The sequence below is a fragment of the Pseudomonas sp. AP19 genome (assembly GCF_001728855.1).
Taxonomy (GTDB): Bacteria; Pseudomonadota; Gammaproteobacteria; order Pseudomonadales; family Pseudomonadaceae; genus Aquipseudomonas; species Aquipseudomonas fluorescens.
Genome location: NZ_LXJP01000070.1, coordinates 16,717 through 31,898 on the forward strand (window position 1 = coordinate 16,717; position 15,182 = coordinate 31,898).

At 57.8% G+C, this 15,182-nt stretch carries 20 protein-coding genes; 13 read left to right on the top strand and 7 right to left on the bottom strand.

Features of this window, described 5'->3' with window-relative positions; genetic code table 11:
• Nucleotides 1–3: 3 nt before the first annotated feature.
• The 6 genes from A7D21_RS30105 to A7D21_RS30130 all read right to left on the bottom strand — a co-directional run bounded on the left by A7D21_RS30105 (nucleotide 4) and on the right by A7D21_RS30130 (nucleotide 4,348).
• Nucleotides 4–684, bottom strand: a complete 681-nt coding sequence (locus A7D21_RS30105) for a virion morphogenesis protein (RefSeq protein ID WP_069553423.1) — start codon at nucleotides 682–684, stop codon at nucleotides 4–6.
• On the bottom strand, nucleotides 674–1,123 hold the full coding sequence (locus A7D21_RS30110) for a phage tail protein (RefSeq protein WP_069553424.1): 450 nt from the start codon (nucleotides 1,121–1,123) through the stop codon (nucleotides 674–676). The genes A7D21_RS30105 and A7D21_RS30110 overlap by 11 nt, the downstream gene beginning before the upstream one ends.
• Complete coding sequence (locus A7D21_RS30115) at nucleotides 1,120–1,581, bottom strand: head completion/stabilization protein (protein ID WP_069553425.1); 462 nt, start codon at nucleotides 1,579–1,581, stop codon at nucleotides 1,120–1,122. Before A7D21_RS30115 ends, A7D21_RS30110 begins: the two co-directional genes overlap by 4 nt.
• Before the next feature lie 97 nt (nucleotides 1,582–1,678).
• Nucleotides 1,679–2,404: a phage terminase small subunit gene (gene gpM / locus A7D21_RS30120; RefSeq protein WP_069553426.1), complete on the bottom strand. Its 726-nt coding sequence runs from the start codon at nucleotides 2,402–2,404 to the stop codon at nucleotides 1,679–1,681.
• Entirely contained in the window at nucleotides 2,401–3,423 is a 1,023-nt protein-coding gene (locus A7D21_RS30125) for a phage major capsid protein, P2 family (protein WP_069553427.1), read from the bottom strand. The genes gpM and A7D21_RS30125 overlap by 4 nt, the downstream gene beginning before the upstream one ends.
• A gap of 1 nt (nucleotide 3,424) precedes the next feature.
• Nucleotides 3,425–4,348, bottom strand: a complete 924-nt coding sequence (locus tag A7D21_RS30130) for a GPO family capsid scaffolding protein (RefSeq protein ID WP_069553428.1) — start codon at nucleotides 4,346–4,348, stop codon at nucleotides 3,425–3,427.
• Nucleotides 4,349–4,509: 161 nt separating this feature from the next.
• Between A7D21_RS30130 and A7D21_RS30135 the strand changes: the two genes are divergently transcribed.
• From A7D21_RS30135 to A7D21_RS34835, 3 genes are all read left to right on the top strand, one after another.
• Nucleotides 4,510–6,561, top strand: coding sequence for a terminase large subunit domain-containing protein (locus A7D21_RS30135; protein WP_069553429.1), 2,052 nt, complete (start codon nucleotides 4,510–4,512; stop codon nucleotides 6,559–6,561).
• Nucleotides 6,473–7,342 carry a phage portal protein gene (locus A7D21_RS30140; protein WP_069553430.1) on the top strand — a complete coding sequence of 290 codons (870 nt, stop codon included), beginning with the start codon at nucleotides 6,473–6,475 and terminating at the stop codon, nucleotides 7,340–7,342. Before A7D21_RS30135 ends, A7D21_RS30140 begins: the two co-directional genes overlap by 89 nt.
• A gap of 75 nt (nucleotides 7,343–7,417) precedes the next feature.
• A complete protein-coding gene (locus tag A7D21_RS34835) occupies nucleotides 7,418–7,675 on the top strand; it encodes an ogr/Delta-like zinc finger family protein (RefSeq protein ID WP_083272266.1) in 258 nt (85 codons plus the stop codon).
• Between the two features lie 340 nt (nucleotides 7,676–8,015).
• Here the strand turns inward: A7D21_RS34835 and A7D21_RS30150 are convergent, their stop codons facing one another.
• Nucleotides 8,016–8,339 carry a helix-turn-helix domain-containing protein gene (locus tag A7D21_RS30150; protein ID WP_256556867.1) on the bottom strand — a complete coding sequence of 108 codons (324 nt, stop codon included), beginning with the start codon at nucleotides 8,337–8,339 and terminating at the stop codon, nucleotides 8,016–8,018.
• A 126-nt stretch (nucleotides 8,340–8,465) separates the two neighbouring features.
• On the opposite strand from A7D21_RS30150, the gene A7D21_RS30155 reads away from it, so the two are divergent.
• The 10 genes from A7D21_RS30155 to xerC all read left to right on the top strand — a co-directional run bounded on the left by A7D21_RS30155 (nucleotide 8,466) and on the right by xerC (nucleotide 15,070).
• Nucleotides 8,466–8,666 carry a DNA-binding protein gene (locus A7D21_RS30155; RefSeq protein ID WP_069553432.1) on the top strand — a complete coding sequence of 67 codons (201 nt, stop codon included), beginning with the start codon at nucleotides 8,466–8,468 and terminating at the stop codon, nucleotides 8,664–8,666.
• A gap of 29 nt (nucleotides 8,667–8,695) precedes the next feature.
• Nucleotides 8,696–9,175 (top strand): YmfL family putative regulatory protein, encoded by a 480-nt coding sequence (locus A7D21_RS30160; protein ID WP_305885086.1) that lies wholly within the window; start codon nucleotides 8,696–8,698, stop codon nucleotides 9,173–9,175.
• Nucleotides 9,172–9,537 (top strand): hypothetical protein, encoded by a 366-nt coding sequence (locus A7D21_RS30165; protein WP_069553434.1) that lies wholly within the window; start codon nucleotides 9,172–9,174, stop codon nucleotides 9,535–9,537. The genes A7D21_RS30160 and A7D21_RS30165 overlap by 4 nt, the downstream gene beginning before the upstream one ends.
• Nucleotides 9,538–9,610: 73 nt before the next feature.
• Nucleotides 9,611–9,862, top strand: a complete 252-nt coding sequence (locus tag A7D21_RS30170) for a hypothetical protein (protein ID WP_069553435.1) — start codon at nucleotides 9,611–9,613, stop codon at nucleotides 9,860–9,862.
• Nucleotides 9,859–12,552: a toprim domain-containing protein gene (locus tag A7D21_RS30175; RefSeq protein WP_069553436.1), complete on the top strand. Its 2,694-nt coding sequence runs from the start codon at nucleotides 9,859–9,861 to the stop codon at nucleotides 12,550–12,552. Before A7D21_RS30170 ends, A7D21_RS30175 begins: the two co-directional genes overlap by 4 nt.
• Nucleotides 12,553–12,573: 21 nt before the next feature.
• Nucleotides 12,574–12,891: a hypothetical protein gene (locus tag A7D21_RS30180; RefSeq protein WP_069553437.1), complete on the top strand. Its 318-nt coding sequence runs from the start codon at nucleotides 12,574–12,576 to the stop codon at nucleotides 12,889–12,891.
• Between the two features lie 59 nt (nucleotides 12,892–12,950).
• The gene (locus A7D21_RS30185) at nucleotides 12,951–13,214 is read left to right on the top strand and encodes a hypothetical protein (protein ID WP_069553438.1); all 264 of its coding nucleotides are present in this window, start codon (nucleotides 12,951–12,953) and stop codon (nucleotides 13,212–13,214) included.
• Nucleotides 13,211–13,423, top strand: coding sequence for a hypothetical protein (locus tag A7D21_RS34840; RefSeq protein WP_083272267.1), 213 nt, complete (start codon nucleotides 13,211–13,213; stop codon nucleotides 13,421–13,423). The genes A7D21_RS30185 and A7D21_RS34840 overlap by 4 nt, the downstream gene beginning before the upstream one ends.
• A 289-nt stretch (nucleotides 13,424–13,712) precedes the next feature.
• Nucleotides 13,713–13,925, top strand: a complete 213-nt coding sequence (locus A7D21_RS30195) for a hypothetical protein (RefSeq protein WP_069553440.1) — start codon at nucleotides 13,713–13,715, stop codon at nucleotides 13,923–13,925.
• Nucleotides 13,922–15,070, top strand: a complete 1,149-nt coding sequence (gene xerC / locus A7D21_RS30200) for a tyrosine recombinase XerC (protein ID WP_069553441.1) — start codon at nucleotides 13,922–13,924, stop codon at nucleotides 15,068–15,070. The genes A7D21_RS30195 and xerC overlap by 4 nt, the downstream gene beginning before the upstream one ends.
• Nucleotides 15,071–15,182: the final 112 nt, after the last annotated feature.

A 15,182-nucleotide genomic window follows, 5' to 3' on the forward strand; every position in this document is an offset into this window, starting at 1 on the left:
TCGTTAGCGGGGTGAATTAAGGATTTGTTCGAAGACCTGGTTAACCAGCTCGCGGGTTTCGCCGCTGGTTTCCACGCCGAGGAACTGGCGTTTTGGCAGGGTGATGTCCCAGCTTTGCGCGCCCGTTTTCTCTGTTTTTTCGTCGTTCAAGATGCGGATCAGCAAGCCGGCCTTGGCGTAGTTCACATGCTCTTGAATCCATGCCACCGAAGGCCTGGCCAGTGCCTTTTTGCCCTTCTGGCGAACACGGAAGCCCAGCCGGCGCAGGCGCTTGGCCTGTTTGTCGGTGCATGTAATACCAGGCGGGACTTTGTTCCAGCGGCGCATCTGTGCAGCGGTGCGCCGCTCGCTGACGCCGTTGTGCTGCTGGGCGGCGACCCAACGGGTCAAGGCGTTTTTCCAACCCAGCTCGGCTTCTTCGGAACTGACGCGGGTGACCTGCAGCAGCTTGGCCAGGCCGGCTTCCATCTTCTTTTTGCCCTTGGCAGAACCCTTGCGCTCGGCAAAGGGGCTGCCATCCAGATTCTTTTGCTCACGTACCCGCTTGCGGCTCATCGAGCGCACGCGCTTGGTCACGTTGTTCAACAGCCGCCGGCGCAACTGGGGCGATAGATCAAGCAACGCCAACTGGGCATCGACGTTGAGCAAGCCCCGGATATCGAGGTCGAGCGGACTAGCGGCCATCGCTGCCCACCTCACCGAGTTCAGCGATCCACAGGTCGAACGGTACGAACGCCCAAGTCTTGTTGAACGCTTCGATTTCGCCGGCGGGATCCTCGGCCAGGTATTGCGGCTCGATAAATTCCAGGGACAGCTCCACGTCGAAGCTGTCCTGGTCCAGGGGCTCAACGGCGAACAGTGGCGCCGGCAGGTCGTGGCGATACCGATCGGGGTCGTGTGCTTCCAGCCAACTGCCCACCAGGGCCATCAGCCTGGCCGGGTGGCCGGTGAAACGCTCCAGGGAGAACACGGCGCGATAGCGCATGTCACTCATGTGCAGCCCGTCGCGGTCGGGCTTCCAGATCAATTCCAGGCTGACCTGTTCGGTCCAGCTGTCGAACTGCTCCGGGGCAACCAAGTTGCGGGCCATCAGGTAGGCGGTCAGCGCCTGCAGCTGGATCACTGCAACGACGCCGTGATACGGCCACGACCCTGCAGGGCGCGGACGGCTTGCTGGCTGAAAGCCAGAAAGGTTTCCGCCCGCTCTGGGGCTTCCTTGCCGGTGTTCTCGGCGCTTTCCCTGCGGGTGACCGTGGCGAACTGCGGCAGCAAATTGGCCTTGGTGCGGCAATACACGGCGCGCTTGTACAGCTTCACCTTGAATGCACGCTCCTGCAGCAGCACCGTGTCTGCGGCTTCAACGTTGTTGATGCCGAAGGCCTGCCACCGGGCTTTGCACTTGGCCAGGTCACCATTGACCTCGATCATGGCCATGGTCATGTCACCGCCCAGCAGCTCTACCAGGTACTCCGCCGGCAGGCGGTATTCCTTCTGGAATTCGGACAGGGAGAGGTCTGGCCAAAAGCCGTCGTTCTCGATTGTCTGTTCCACAAAGGTGGTGGGTTTCCCGGAAAAGCTCATCGCTGGACGCTCAAATAGGGCGGGGAGCCTGTTTTCAGTGGGACGGTCCATAAATGGGCGGCTCACTTCCACAGGTCCCCGCTGGGGGGGTAGTCGGTTACTCGGAGACCGGGTTAGCGGACGTTTGTTTTTCCAAGGTTCTGCGGATTTGCTTGATGCGTGTGTTGTTGCCGGCCTGGGCGTACAACTCCGTCGAGCGCTCCAGGTGCTTGAGCGCGGTTTCCCACTGCTCGGCCTCCATGGCGCGCATGCCGATCAACTTGTGGTACTTACTCGGGATCTGTTCCGTCAGGTTCCACTCCTCGTCTACACGCGGCAGCAGGTCCGACAGGTAGGGCTCTGGGCTGCGACCGGCGTTGTATTCGGCGTAGGCCCACTCGCACACGGCGTCAGCGACAAACGTCTGGATGTCCCGGCGCTTGAAGCGCTCCGGCATTTCCTGACCCTGTTCCATCAGGAAGTCGGCCAGCTCCAGGGCGTCTTCGAACTGGGCGGTGTCGAACAGCCAGACCATCACCTGCACCGCAACGCGGTTGGGGAAGTTCAGCCCCGATTCGCAGTAGCGCTGGACGTATTCCTGATATTTGGGCAGAAGCTCTTCACGCTTCAGCGCCTGGCGTCCGGCCAGTCCGTTGATAGCGCTGATTCGCGCCAGGTCCTGATCCAGTGCCGCTTCCTGCAACAGCAGATGCTTGCGCGCATTAGCCGGACTGCTCAGCGCATCGGCCGGGGAATAGGCCATGCCTGCAGCAGCGGCGAGAGCCGCTACTGCAGTGCTGCCCAAGGCCAGGGTGCGGCGCTTGTGCGCCAGGGCCAGGCTCACGCGACCACCAGCTCAACGTTTTCGGTGAACGCGATCTTTTCCAGCTGCTCGATCACGTAGCCTTCGTTGCGGCTGTTGTAGTCCTCGACGCGGGAGCGTTTAGGGTTCTCGATCGTCTGCTTACGCCAGCTGGTGTCCTGAAAGTAAATCGACAGGTTGTCCCAACTGGTGACCAGCACCGCGTTGACCGGGAAGTTCGGCACGCTGAACGCCGGCAGACCGCCGTAGGTCGCAATGACCTGGGCGTTTTCGATACGCTCTTTTTCGGTCGGGGTGTCGCCCTGTTTGGTGTACAACTTGGCTTTATCAGCAGCGAGCAAATCGGTGCCGATGATCGCGACCAGGTCGCCGTCTTCGCGCAGGATCTCGTCCACCATCTGCTTGGTGTCGTGCACCAGGGCATCAAGGTTGGCGTAGTCACCACCGGCGCCCAGCGTGACCTTGCCGGCGGCGGCTCCCTCTTTCAGCACCTGCTGCGGGGCCTGCTCGCGCAGTTGCTGCAGCCAGCCCTTGTTCACGTCCTGCAGCTTGGGAAATTTCTCCAGGTCGGTCTGCGTAGCGGCATGGGTGCCATGGAAACCGATAACGATTCGGTCCTGCGCGATGCGCTTCTGCACTGCGGCGGAATAACGCTCTTTGAAGTCGGGAAACTTCGCCCAGGCATCGATCTTGGCGTATGGAAGGCCCACGTCCGACTGGGTATCAGCCAGTTCGTATTGGGTGTTGTCCAGCGCCGAAGCGTCCTTGGCTTCTCGATCGGTGGTCTTGGTGTTGGTGCGGCCAGTGACTGGGCCGTTCACACCGATGAAGACCTTTTCACCCTTGATCTCACTCACCGGAACGACGTTGATACGCTCCAGGAAATCAGCCTTGGCGGTGATCGCGTCGTTCAGTTCCTGCGCGATCGAAGGGTCCACGCTGAACATACGCGCCGAACTTTCGACGCCGTACGCTTCGGCCATCGCTTCCTGCAGCTCGGCATATTGTTTGGCGCCACGGGCGCTTAATGGCTGGGCCATATCAGAGAACCCGCTTTTTAACAGTGGCTACCGGGCCGGCGTTGCGCGGCAACTGACGACCGGTAGACGTGTTCTGCAGCGAACTGAATTGCTGTTGCAGCTTGGCCAGGCTCGCAAGAACAGCCTTGTTCGACGCCCCGCCCTTGCGGCGGAACTCGCGCTCCTCTTCGGCGGTGGTAACGATATCGTCCACGGCGACGCTGACGTCGTCGATCAGGTCTTGATCGGGTTCCGGTGCATCTGCGGCCGCGGGCTCAATGACGGCTTGAAGGCCGGCAGCGACAACCAGCAATTGCGCCACCAGGGCTGTCAAAGCCGTTGCTGTAGCTTCATCCATTGGGGGTTTGCTCTCTGTTTGGGGTGGAGTGGTTTCGGCGGGCAGCACTTCGGCGGCGAAACGCTTGAAAAAGCCGGTCAGGGCGTTGATCAGTCCGGTTTCGGCGGTGGGTAGGCTGTCGTCCTGCAGGCGGCCGAGTTCGACCGACGCGGCGTAATAGGAGGCGCGGTTGTTTTTGTGGGAAAAGTAGAGCTCTTGCGTGCCGACGCTGGCGGGCTGGTCGGTCACGCCCATGCCGGTCAAATAGGCTTTGCCCTTGCCTCGGAAGTCGGGGGTGATCTCAATGCTGGTGAACAGTTTCTGGCCCTGGTCATTCAGGCAAAGCAAGCGGTCGTTTGGCTTCAATTGCGCTTCCAACGCCACTTCGCCCGGTTCCAGGTCTTCGGCTTCTTCCACGAGGCGCACCGCGTAAACGGTGCCATGGGAGCCCGGCCAGCGTTCGTGATCGCACCAGATCACAGCCGTGTAAAAGGACGGCTTGTAGGTTTCAGCGATGTCGCGCAGCTCCTGGGGAAGGATCACGCGCCCATCAACGGTGGCTCCGCTGGTGGCGACACGTTTCCAGAACGAAACAAGGGAACGGGGCATGGGTTTAACTGCGCTCAATCACTGAATGAGCCGCCACGATAGGGAGCCGCCAAGCCTCAAACAAACGGTTCAAATGCGCGTTTCTCCTATATCCGCGATATAGGTGAATCACGGAATTTAACCCCGCGTTTCCAGCGTTTTCGCCGCATAGACTGCGGCCCATGTACTACTCGACCGAAGTTAAAGAAGCCGCCAAACGCCTGTTTCTGCGCCGCTGTAAGGCAAAGGAAATTCAGGCGCAGCTCAACCTGCCCAACATCCGCATCGTCTACTACTGGATACGCCAGGGCGGTTGGGAAGACATGCTGTCGGATGAAGAACCGCTGACGGCCGTGGGCCGGCGAATCACCCTCCTCCTGGACAAAGCGGGCATCCTGACCAAGGACGAACTCAACGAGCTGGACCGGCTGACCACTGTGCGCGAACGTCTGTTAAAGCAAGCGGCCAAACCGTTGCCAGCACCGATCGGGGAAACTTCCGGCGAGCCACAGGAAGGCCGCCAGCGGCCGCGTGGCGAACGCTCGGAGCGTGGGGATAGCAGCGGGAAGAAACGCGAGAAGAAAGCCAAGAACGACATTAGCGGGCTGACCGAAGTCGACTTCCTGGATAAGTTCATCAGCAAGATGTACCGCTATCAGCAGGAGCTGTTTGCCGCGAAGCAAAATCCGCTGACGTGCCGAATCCGCAACATCCTGAAAAGCCGCCAGGTGGGCCTGACGTACTACTTCGCCGGCGAAGCCTTCATGGACGCGGTACTGACGGGTGACAACCAGGTATTCCTGTCAGCCAGCCGTTCGCAGTCGGAAATTTTCCGCAGTTACATCATCCAGTTTGCCAAGCAGTGGTTTGACATCGAGCTGACCGGCAACCCAATCACGCTCAGCAACGGCGCCGAGCTGCGTTTCCTGTCGACCAACAGCAGCACCGCCCAGGGCTACCATGGCCACGTCTACGTAGATGAGTATTTTTGGATACGTGACTTCGACAAACTCAGCACCGTGGCCAGTGCCATGGGCACCCACAAGAAGTGGCGCAAAACCTACTTTTCGACGCCCAGCGCGGTCTCTCACCAGGCGTACCCGTTCTGGTCCGGGGAGGAATTCCGCAACAGCAAACGCGGCAAGAAAGCCGGCGGCACCTGGCCTACCGAGGCGTCATACACCCAGGGCGCATTGTGCCCCGACGGTCAATGGCGCAAGACCATCACACTGGACGACGCCATCGCCGGCGGCTGCGATCTGTTCGACCTCGAGCAACTGCAGCTGGAGTACGACGAAGACAAATTCCAGCAGCTGTTCTACTGCAAGTTCATCGACAGCAGCCAGAGCGCGTTCGGCCTCAAAGACCTGGAGCGGTGCTACTCCGACCTGTCGTTGTGGGAAGACTTCAACCCGGATCTGGATCGGCCGTTCGGCAACAGCCCGGTGTGGCTGGGCTACGATCCGAGCCGCACCCGCGACGATGCCACCTGTGTGGTGGTCGCACCGCCACTAGAACCCGGAGCGAAATTCCGCATTCTGGAAAAACACAGTTGGCGTGGGCAGTCGTTTAAGTACCAGGCCGACCAGGTCAAGAAACTTACCGAGCGTTTCAACGTGCAGCACATCGGCATCGATACGACCGGTATCGGCTACGGCGTGTTTGACCTGGTGCGCGACTTCTATCCGCGTGCGACCGCGATCCATTACAGCCTTGAAACCAAAAACACTCTGGTACTCAAGGCCCAGGACACGATCCAGGGGAGTCGCATCGAATGGGAAGCCGGCTGGACCGACATCGCCCAGGCGTTCCTGACCATCAAGCGCGGCACCACCACCAGCGGCCAGGTGACGTACAGCGCTTCGCGCACTGACGCCACCGGCCACGCCGATATTGCCTGGTCGATCATGCACGCCCTATTCAATGAACCCCTCAACACCAACAAGCGGCGCCGTAGCCGCTACGTCACGAGCGGAAACAATGCCCAAGCAACGACACAAAAAGCCCCAAACCAGCCAACCGGCGCGACAGCCACAGCCAATGCGGGCGTTCACGTTCGGGGAACCCGAACAGGTACTGTCCGGCAACATTGGCGAATACCTGGGGGTGTTTCTCAGCGACGACGGAGAAATCTACAAGCCGCCGGTGTCCCGGGCGGGCCTGGCCAAGTTGCTACGCGCCAACGCACACCACGGCGCCATTCCAAAGTTCAAACGCAACCTGCTGCTGCGTGAGTTCATTCCGTCCGAGGGGTGCAGCACGCAGACCATGGGCCGAGCAAGCCTGGATTACATGGTTTTTGGCGAGGCCTATTTCTATCGCGATACCAACGCCTTTGGCGAAGTGCTGGAGATGCAACACCTGCCGGCGATCAACATGCGGGTGAAGGTCGACGGCGGATTCAGGATGTTGCTGCCAGACAGCAAATACATGGACTTCGACCAGAACGAAATCGAACACGTCTTGGACTACGACGTGGAACAGAACATCTACGGCGTGCCTGACTACCTGGGCGGCCTGCAGGCGCTATTGCTCAACGAAGCCGCGACCCTGTTCCGCCGGCGGTACTACAGCAACGGCGCGCATGCGGGATACATCTTCTACACCAACGACCCGGATCTGACCGAGGAAGACGAAGAGAACCTGCGCGCCCAGATCAGCGCCAGTAAGGGCGTGGGCAACTTCCGCTCAATGTTCGTCAACATCCCCAATGGCAAGGAAAACGCGATTCAGATCATTCCCGTGGGGGACTTCCAAGCCAAGGACGAGCTGGAGAAGGTCAAGAACATCACCCGCAACGACGTGATTGCCGCCTGGCGGATGAACCCTGCTTTGGCCGGGATCATCCCGGAAAACAACGGCGGGTTTGGAGATATCGAAAAGATCGATCGGGTTTACACCAGCAACGAAATCAGGCCGATTTGTCAGCTGTTCAACCAAGCAAATGACCACCTGAGAAAAGACAGGCAATTCAGCTGGAGAACTCCTGAAACACCCGCTGATTCAATCGCTTAAACCCAAACAAACAGTAATAAACACTGCTTGTTCTGCCAAAATGATGGCGCTTAGCTACACCCTGGGGAGGGATTCATGCGAGTTATATGTAAATGCGGTCATAAGGGCAGGATTGCGTCCAGAGAGGCGCTTTCAGAAGACTTCGCGAAGCTCTACTGCCAATGTTTGGATGCTCAGTGCGGGCATACCTGGGTAGCAAATCTCACTTTTTCGCACACCATAAGCCCGTCCGCTCAGACATTCGAGCGAATGTTGATTGACCGCTTTCAGGAAATGCCGATCGCTCAGCAACGCGAGTTGTTTGAGAGGTTGGTGCCAAGGCCTTCGGCTTGAAATAGACCGCCGACGCTACAGGCCGGCGGACAGACCTAGGCTTTAGCTTACGTCGTTACTGTCGGTCCTCGACCCCGTAACTCTTCACGATAACTTCCGTGACTCGGCGGACTTGCTGCTTATCGCCGTCGTTCATCGAACGAAAGAGCCAGATCAAACGACGCTCAAGGTCATTCAAGTTGCCCAAGTTCAGATCATCTTTGGTCGAGTTAAGGCAGTCAATTTTAACGTGATCCAACATGCGTGCTTCTCCATAAATGCATTGCTGAATCAAAGGTATCCGTCGTGTCGGACTTTGGAAGAATAAGGTGGGAAATGCTGAGAATAAGTTCACTGCAACCTATTTTGGGTGCCGCTCAGCGTCATCAACCATGGCTCTTAAAATCCGAACAATCGTTCGCTGGTCGTCGTCAGGAATCCTTCGGAACTGCTCGACCAGTTTGGCTTCAAAATCGCTTAAACCTGTGCCTAGCAGTCGCTGCCCAGAAAGCACATAAACGGTGTCGACCCCAAGAGCTGCCACGCCTTCAAGGTATGAGGTGTCCGGGTTTCGGCCCCCACGCTCGTAGGTACCTTGAGTGTTTCGATTTACACCTCCCGCCTGCGCTAAGTCCTCCTGACTCAGGTTCAACCGTACGCGCTCCTCGCGTATCCGATTGCCCACAGACCCTTCACTCCCTGAATTAGATGCACAATTTTTCAAGCTAAGACCCTGTACAAGACCAAATTTACGTGCATAATCGCCACCTATGAACACAAAACAACCCGTTTAAACAGGAGTGAACACACTATGCCCGCGCCAGTTACAACCGAGCAAGCCCGCGCCACGCTTGATAGGAAGGGTATGAGCATTGCCGAATTCTGCCGTATGCATGACTTGAACAAGAATTTGGTCAGCGATCTTTTAAACGGTCGTCGAAAAGGTCGCCGCGGGGAGGCCCATCGCGCTGCGGTGCTACTCGGCATTAAAGACGGCGAAATTGCACAGTAATGGCTAGGGATTTTAGGGAACAGCAGAACATGGACAGCTTAGTTCTAAAAACGCGCCGTGAAGTGGTCAGTGCAATCATCTGCGCCTACGACGGGGGGCGCGAGTGTGCCGCCGTCCGAATCGGTCTGCCATTAAAGAAATTTGACAACCACGCCTACGAAAATAACAACTGCCGCCCGTTGACGGATTCGCAGATTTTCCAACTGGAACAAGTGACCGGAACCAAACACCTAGCCAATTACATTGCCGTGCTTTACGGCGGGATGTTTGTGCCCGTGGCACTCCCCGACAACCTGGACAACGTGGAAATGTATGCACGTGCCATACAGAGCGCCGCCAAACAGGGCTCGGTCGATCAAGCCATTGCCCAGGCACTTGAAGACGGCGTTATCACCGACGCTGAGGCCGAATTGATCAAGAACGCCCATAACCTGCACATGGCGGCACGAACAGCCGAAGTCTATGCAGCTATCGACCTGTACCGCGCCAAATCGGGGAAAGCCCAATGACCGCTCTGAACAACACCTTGGATTATCAGGAATGCATGCAAAGTGCCGCACTGGCGTTCCTTGAGCGGCACCAAGCCGAACATCTTGCCGACCTGTCCGCACTGCTCAATCGCACAATCGATCACCTGGTCGGCAGTTTCGACGTTACTGAATCGGTTGCAACCAAACTGGTATCCCTTGCCCACATTGAGCTAACTGAAATCGCTTTCCGCCAACGCCTGCTCCTGGACTACAGCACCGACACCGTCGTGGTGATCAAGGATCCAGTAAAGGGTCATTGCTGGTCTGTTCCAGTCAGCCTGATTTATGAGCGTGTCCTGAACACCCCGGACAACGTGCGTTTGCGCTCCACAAACTCGTAACCCCAAACCAACCAATCGCCTGCCCCACACCCAGTGGGTTTGGGTGAGCTGCGCCCGAAATTGAGGTTTGACGATGGAAAACGCTCTAAACATCAACGCAAAGCTGCCGCCGGACCAAGCTCAAGCGCTCTTGGCCAACCTGCGTGAACAGTACCGTCTCAGCCTCAATGACCTTTGGTACGCAGACCAATACCGCTTTATCCCAGAAGGCCTGCGCCACGGATCGATCCTCACCAACGATCCAGTGATGGCCGCTCGAAAACATCTGATAGGCGCTCTTTCCGGCGCCCTGACCCAAAGCCTCAAGACAGTGAAAAAATCATGAGAGACGATCTGCGTCACGACGTGCTGCAGCGCCTGGAATCCGATTACGGACTTAGGCATCGCAAAGATACCGATTACATGCGCGGTGGAGAGTGCCCTAAGTGCCACAAGCGTGAGCTGTATTCGCGTCATGACAAACCCTGGCTGGTAATTTGCGGCCGATCGGAGAAGTGCGGCCACACCCTGCACGTCAAAGAAATCTACAACGATCTTTTTGAGGATTGGAGCAAGCGTGCGCCGGCGACGGATAACGCGCCTACGGCTACAGCTCGCGCTTATCTGGAGTTTGGTCGCGGTTTCAACATCGAGTTGATTGCAGGCTGGTTCACCCAGGACTCCCACTACTCAGGGCAGCACAACGCCGGCAGCGCCACCGTTCGGTTCGCCCTGGAGAAAGGCGGCTACTGGGAACGCCTGATCGACAAACCAGCCCGATTCGGAAAGATGAAAGCCCGGTTCGCACCAGGTGAAAGCTATCGCGGCACCTGGTGGTGCCCACCTTGCGTTGACTTGCTGGAGGCAAAAGAAATCTGGATTGTGGAAGGCATTTTCGATGCCATCGCTCTGGTCCACCACAACATCGCCGCTGTATCGGCAATGTCTTCAAACGCCTTCCCGGCCGACTCCCTGCAGGCGCTTGTCGCGGCTCGCCCGGGCAATCTGCCGAGGCTGGTATGGGCACTTGATAACGAACCTGGCGCACACGCCTACACAAAGCGGTGGGTTCGTATGGCCCGCGAGCTGGGCTTTACTTGCGAGGCGGCACAGATCCCCCAGCGGGATAACCGCAAAGTCGACTGGAACGATCTGCACCAGCGCTGGCAGTTCCTGGACGAAGGCGAAAAGCGCGATGCTCAGTTCGATAAGGACATCACCATTGCCCGCCATCACGGCGCGCTTCTGATTGCCGACAATGCCACGGAGAAAGCCCTGGTGATGTTCGATTGGAAGCGCCGTAGCGAATTCCATTTGGAGTTCGGCAACCGCCTGTATTGGTTCAAACTCGATCTGGAGAAGTACAACAAGGCAATCCAGGAGCTTGAGGGCAGCGAACACCACGACGACCAACAACTTAATAATAAGCAGATGCGAGCCAAGGCCATGCAGCAGTCCGGCGCCCTGCAGCGTATCGCTACGTGCAATCCCAAAGCTCTGTACTACCAGGAAAACAAGCTCACCGACGAGTCCTGGTACTACTTCCGAATCACGTTTGCCCATGACGCGGCGCCGATCAAGAACACGTTCACGAGTTCTCAGATCGCGTCATCTGCAGAGTTCAAAAAAAGGCTGCTAGGGATTGCCCCGGGCGGGATGTTTACCGGCACCACACAACAGCTCGACGCGTTTATCGAAGAACAAACCGACGCGCTTAAAACGGTGCAAACCATCGACTTCACCGGCTATACCCGTGAACACGGTGCGTACGTCTACGGCGATGTGGCAGTGCGTGACGGGAAGGTGTTCAAGCTCAACGAAGAAGACTTTTTCGATATGGACCGGCTCAGCATTAAGACCTTGAGCCAATCGGTGATCCTCAACCTAAACACTGACCTGCAGAAGTTTGAAACCGAATGGCTTGAAATCATATGGGAGTGTTTCGGCGCCAAGGGCCTGGTTGCGCTTGCTTTCTGGTTCGGCTCCCTGTTTGCCGAGCAAATCCGGCAACACCAGAAAAGCTATCCGTTCATGGAAATCATAGGCGAACCAGGTGCCGGCAAATCTACCTTGATTGAATTCCTCTGGAAGCTGTGCGGCCGGAGTGATTACGAGGGCTTCGACCCAACCAAAGGGACACCGGTAGCGCGGGCCCGTAACTTTGCCCAGGTCGCCAACCTGCCAGTGGTACTGATTGAATCCGAGCGGGAAAAGACCGATGGCAGCCAGACCAAACAGTACGACTGGGACGAGCTGAAAACTGCTTACAACGGGCGTAGCGTCCGCTCCACCGGTGTGAAGAACAACGGCAACGACACCCGCGAACCACCATTCCGTGCGGCAGTGGTCATCGGCCAGAACCACGCTGTCAACGCGTCAGAACCCATCCTGCAGCGGCTCGTACACATTGCGATGACGAAAGAAGGCCAGACACCTCAGACCAAACTGTTGGTGGAAAAGCTGGAGCGCATGCCGGTCGACCGCGTTAGCGGCTTCCTGGTGAAGTCCACCATGATGGAAAGCGCGGTCATGGAAACCGTCCGCGAAAAGGGTCCGAAGTACGAACAGCAGCTGCTCGCACTGCCCGAAATCCGCACGGTGCGAATCGCAAAGAATCACGCCCAATTGCACGCCCTGGTCGACGCCCTTGTACATGTGGTCCCGCTGAAAAAGCACCAGGTGGACGCAGCCCATGCCGAAATCCAAAACATGGCCAAGGATCGCCAGCTGGCCATCAACGCTGACCACTCCGTCGTTGTGGAGTTTTGGGAGCTGTTCGACTACCTCAACGGCCCCGATGGCGACCTCAACCACTCCCGCACTGACGGGCTGATCGCCGTCAACCTGAACGAATTCGCGGAAATGGCAGCGAACAAACGGCAGAAAGTCCCGGATTTGACCGAACTCAAGCGCCACCTCAAGACCAGCAAGTGCCCCAAGTTCATAGAGACCAACCGCACCGTTTGCTCGGCGCGGGCCAAGGACGCCTTCGATAAGGCCAAAACCGTGCGCTGCTGGATGTTTCGTAGCGACTGATCACCACCAGGAGCAACAGCGATGCAGATTCAAGTTATCACCGGCGAGGGTCGGGACGGTGCCACGAAAAACCTCAAGCACTTGATGGTGCTGCAGGAGTGGATTGTGGGAGCCAACCAAATGGTGTACGCCGAGGCATACAGCGCTGCGGGCCTGGTCGAGATTCTGGAAGTCCGTGGTGCCACGGAAAAAGAGCTTCTGGTTCTGCAGTGCACAAGGCAGCAAATCCAAGCGGTATTGGAATGGCAGTCAGCCATGGACGAGGTAATCGAGCTGGAGAACCTGGTGATTCACCTAGTCAGGCAAGTGCAACCAACAACTGCCGGCGAACGCCGGTAATTAGAGCGGTGCCGAGGAGTTACAGCTCCCCGGCACCAGCCACCACCGAGGGCAACACCATGCAAGCACAGCACCAAAGCAGCAGCGACGACAAGGCTACCACAGCGCCCGCCGATGGCATGCAGGCGGCACGGCACCTGATGGCCATCCGCATCGTCGGTACTGCGCTTTTCGATTACCAGGTGCGGAAGACGGCCGATGCACGTATCCGGCTTGAATGCGTCACCACCATGGCTCAGTTACAAGGCGATCTTACCGCACACGAAGCGGCTCTGGTCTCCCAACTGCTCGCCAAGTCAACTTTCATAGGAGCGTCACTATGACCGGCAATACACCACGGATGCGGCCGACGATGGCCAGCAAACGCCTTGATCTGCCAAGCCTATGCGACATCTGCGGTTTTGCTCGTTCGACGCGCCGGCACCAGGGATGCAGCAAGCTGCGTCAACAGCGCAAATCAGACGAGTGGGCAATGTTGATGCTGGAGAGGCTTGCTGCTCGTACAGCACGAGGGAAACGTTATGCACGCTGATCCAGGTAACAAATCGTCACTTGAGGCAGGGCCTCCCCAAACCCTTACAGGTTTGAAGCGCCGAGCAACCAGGATCAAAAAGGCCCGTGGCATCCGCCACGCAGAGGCCTTGGAGATCGTCGCTCAAAGCATGGGGCACACCAGCTATAGGTCCGCATTGACTGATCTGGAGAGCGTCCAACACGCGCCGATTGAATAGACCCAGCAGTTGGCAACCAAACTTCTAACAACCATCCCCCGGGCGCAGAGCTAAACTTCCCGGGGTGCTACAGCTTACAGAGGGTTAGCAATGAACTCCCGATCGGATAACGTCTTGGTATTCACCGACCTGCAGCGCATCACCGGCTACCAACGCCGGTCTGATGTGGAGCGGTCGCTGATTGACCAGGGCGTTCGCCTGTTCCGTGGCCGAACAGGGCCTTGGACAACGCTGGACCTTATCAACCAGGCAGCAGGCATGAAGCCTGTCGCTACAGAGCGATACGACGCCGACATCCTATGAAAAAGGCACGGAAGCGGAAGCACAACCCGCATATTCCCGCACACATTGACCAGGCCGCTCTACCAGCGGCCGTTTACTTTGACCAACGAAAGGGTCAGGTCTGGTACACGCTGCACTATGACGAAACGGGTAAACAGCGCCGGCGCAACATTGCACCGGCGGACGTTTCTCTAGCCGAGCTACACCAGATAATGGATGAGGTATCCAACGTCGACCGTGGAACCCTTAGCTATGTCTGCAAGCAATTCCACGAAAGCGACCGATACAAAAAACTCAGCCCCAAAACCCATGACGACTACTGCTATTCGCGTGATGTCCTGCTGAACCTGCCCACCAGATTGGGTAAGCCGCTGGGTGACCTGGCAGTTCGGAAGTTCAGTTCTGCCCTGGTACAACGAATTGTCGATCGGCTCGCGGACGATGGCACCCCGTCCAAAGCAGCCCACGCCCTGCGATACCTGCGCCGGGTTCTGCAGTGGGGACGCAACCGTGGCTATTTGGAAGTGAACCCCGCTCTGGGCATCGAAGCCCCAGTCGAACGAAAGCAGCGCCGCTTGCCGAACCACCAGGTCATGGACACGCTCATTGATCGGGCCATTGCTCGAGGACTGCTTATACGCGGCGAGAAAGGCGGCTGCCCCGAATACCTCGGTTACGTCATGGAGCTGGCTTATCTCTGCAGGCTGCGAGGAATCGAAGTCGTCACGCTGACGGACGAAAACGAACTCGAAACCGGCATTTTGACCAACCGTCGCAAGGGTAGTCGGGACAACATTGTCCGGTGGACGCCCAGGTTGCGCTCGGCATGGGATAAGGCGAAGGCATATCGAGCGAAGGTATGGGCCAAAAGGAAAACAGCGATCCCTATCATGCCCTCAAGGCGAAATATTATCGTTGCCAGCCATGGCGGCCCGCTTCGCAAGTCCAGCTTAGACACAGCTTGGCAGCGCTTCATCACCCTGGCTCTTGCCGATGAAATCATCACGCCGGAACAACGGTTCGCCCTTCACGACCTCAAACGACGTGGGATCACAGACACCGTGGGCACCCGGGCAGATAAGCAGGAGGCCAGCGGTCACCGCGACCCGAAAATGATGGACGTCTACGACCACAGCGTACCGACCGTATCCCCTTCTGCAGACTGAGCAAATCGGACGTAACAAGCGAGAAAGTGCCCGCCATCTACGCGGGCCTTGGTGCACCTGGACGTAACAAGAAATCTCGTAAGTCATTGATTTGTATGCTCTGGGCACCTAG

Bases quoted from the DNA above. Each gene is read 5' to 3' on its own strand.
- A7D21_RS30105 (WP_069553423.1), bottom strand. From the start codon at position 684: ATGGCCGCTAGTCCGCTCGACCTCGATATCCGGGGCTTGCTCAACGTC.
- A7D21_RS30115 (WP_069553425.1), bottom strand. From the start codon at position 1,581: ATGAGCTTTTCCGGGAAACCCACCACCTTTGTGGAACAGACAATCGAG.
- A7D21_RS30125 (WP_069553427.1), bottom strand. From the start codon at position 3,423: ATGGCCCAGCCATTAAGCGCCCGTGGCGCCAAACAATATGCCGAGCTG.
- A7D21_RS30130 (WP_069553428.1), bottom strand. From the start codon at position 4,348: ATGCCCCGTTCCCTTGTTTCGTTCTGGAAACGTGTCGCCACCAGCGGA.
- A7D21_RS30135 (WP_069553429.1), top strand. From the start codon at position 4,510: ATGTACTACTCGACCGAAGTTAAAGAAGCCGCCAAACGCCTGTTTCTG.
- A7D21_RS34835 (WP_083272266.1), top strand. From the start codon at position 7,418: ATGCGAGTTATATGTAAATGCGGTCATAAGGGCAGGATTGCGTCCAGA.
- A7D21_RS30155 (WP_069553432.1), top strand. From the start codon at position 8,466: ATGCCCGCGCCAGTTACAACCGAGCAAGCCCGCGCCACGCTTGATAGG.
- A7D21_RS30160 (WP_305885086.1), top strand. From the start codon at position 8,696: ATGGACAGCTTAGTTCTAAAAACGCGCCGTGAAGTGGTCAGTGCAATC.
- A7D21_RS30165 (WP_069553434.1), top strand. From the start codon at position 9,172: ATGACCGCTCTGAACAACACCTTGGATTATCAGGAATGCATGCAAAGT.
- A7D21_RS30170 (WP_069553435.1), top strand. From the start codon at position 9,611: ATGGAAAACGCTCTAAACATCAACGCAAAGCTGCCGCCGGACCAAGCT.
- A7D21_RS30175 (WP_069553436.1), top strand. From the start codon at position 9,859: ATGAGAGACGATCTGCGTCACGACGTGCTGCAGCGCCTGGAATCCGAT.
- A7D21_RS30180 (WP_069553437.1), top strand. From the start codon at position 12,574: ATGCAGATTCAAGTTATCACCGGCGAGGGTCGGGACGGTGCCACGAAA.
- A7D21_RS30185 (WP_069553438.1), top strand. From the start codon at position 12,951: ATGCAAGCACAGCACCAAAGCAGCAGCGACGACAAGGCTACCACAGCG.
- A7D21_RS34840 (WP_083272267.1), top strand. From the start codon at position 13,211: ATGACCGGCAATACACCACGGATGCGGCCGACGATGGCCAGCAAACGC.
- A7D21_RS30195 (WP_069553440.1), top strand. From the start codon at position 13,713: ATGAACTCCCGATCGGATAACGTCTTGGTATTCACCGACCTGCAGCGC.
- xerC (WP_069553441.1), top strand. From the start codon at position 13,922: ATGAAAAAGGCACGGAAGCGGAAGCACAACCCGCATATTCCCGCACAC.